Annotated in this window: 1 pseudogene; it reads left to right on the forward strand. The window is 33.3% G+C overall.

The annotated features are described in order from the left end of the window. A pseudogene (locus tag CQA53_RS11800) lies at positions 1-675 on the forward strand (hypothetical protein); the annotation flags it as partial.

Here is a 675-nt window from a genome sequence, read left to right on the forward strand (position 1 = left end):
CTACAAACCCAACTACCTAGACCCTAACTACTACACAGGGCAGAAGTCTCATCTCTCAGAGTTTAAAGCAATCCAAAAGCTTTATTATAAAGACCCTATTAAAGGAGCGATAGCTCCTTGGACTAAAGCAGAAAAAGCTTATTATGAATCTTTAAAAACAAAAAGAGAAAGATATAAATATCTTGTTATTAGAAGTGGCTTAAGAGCTAGTGTGATAGATATACCTTATGAAGCCTATGCAGGAGTAGATGATAAAGGCAATCTTATTGATAAAAAATATGCTCATATCTATGAAAAAGTAGAAGCCAATAGGGACTTAGCTCATTTAAGTGATGGAGTTTTAGCAATGGCTGAATGGGAATTAGCAGCTGGAATTTTAGGAGATATACAGGGATTTCTCAAAGCTTTAGACTTATTTCGCACAGGATTTAAAGCAAGATGTTATGCTATCTCTTACTTGCTCTTACAATTAGGCTATAAAGAAGTATTGTTTGGTAAAAATGCCTTTAGATTATTAACAAACTCTTATGAGTTTAGAGGTTTAATAGATGGCTTACATGTCAATAAATTAAAAGCTGAAGTGGTAAAGAAGTTTTCTAAGAATCCTCCTTATGATGAATTTGGAATGCTTCCATTTTTAGATGAGTTAATAGGGGTAGATTGGGTAATGGATTT

The organism is Helicobacter didelphidarum, assembly GCF_003364195.1.
Lineage (GTDB): Bacteria > Campylobacterota > Campylobacteria > Campylobacterales > Helicobacteraceae > Helicobacter_A > Helicobacter_A didelphidarum.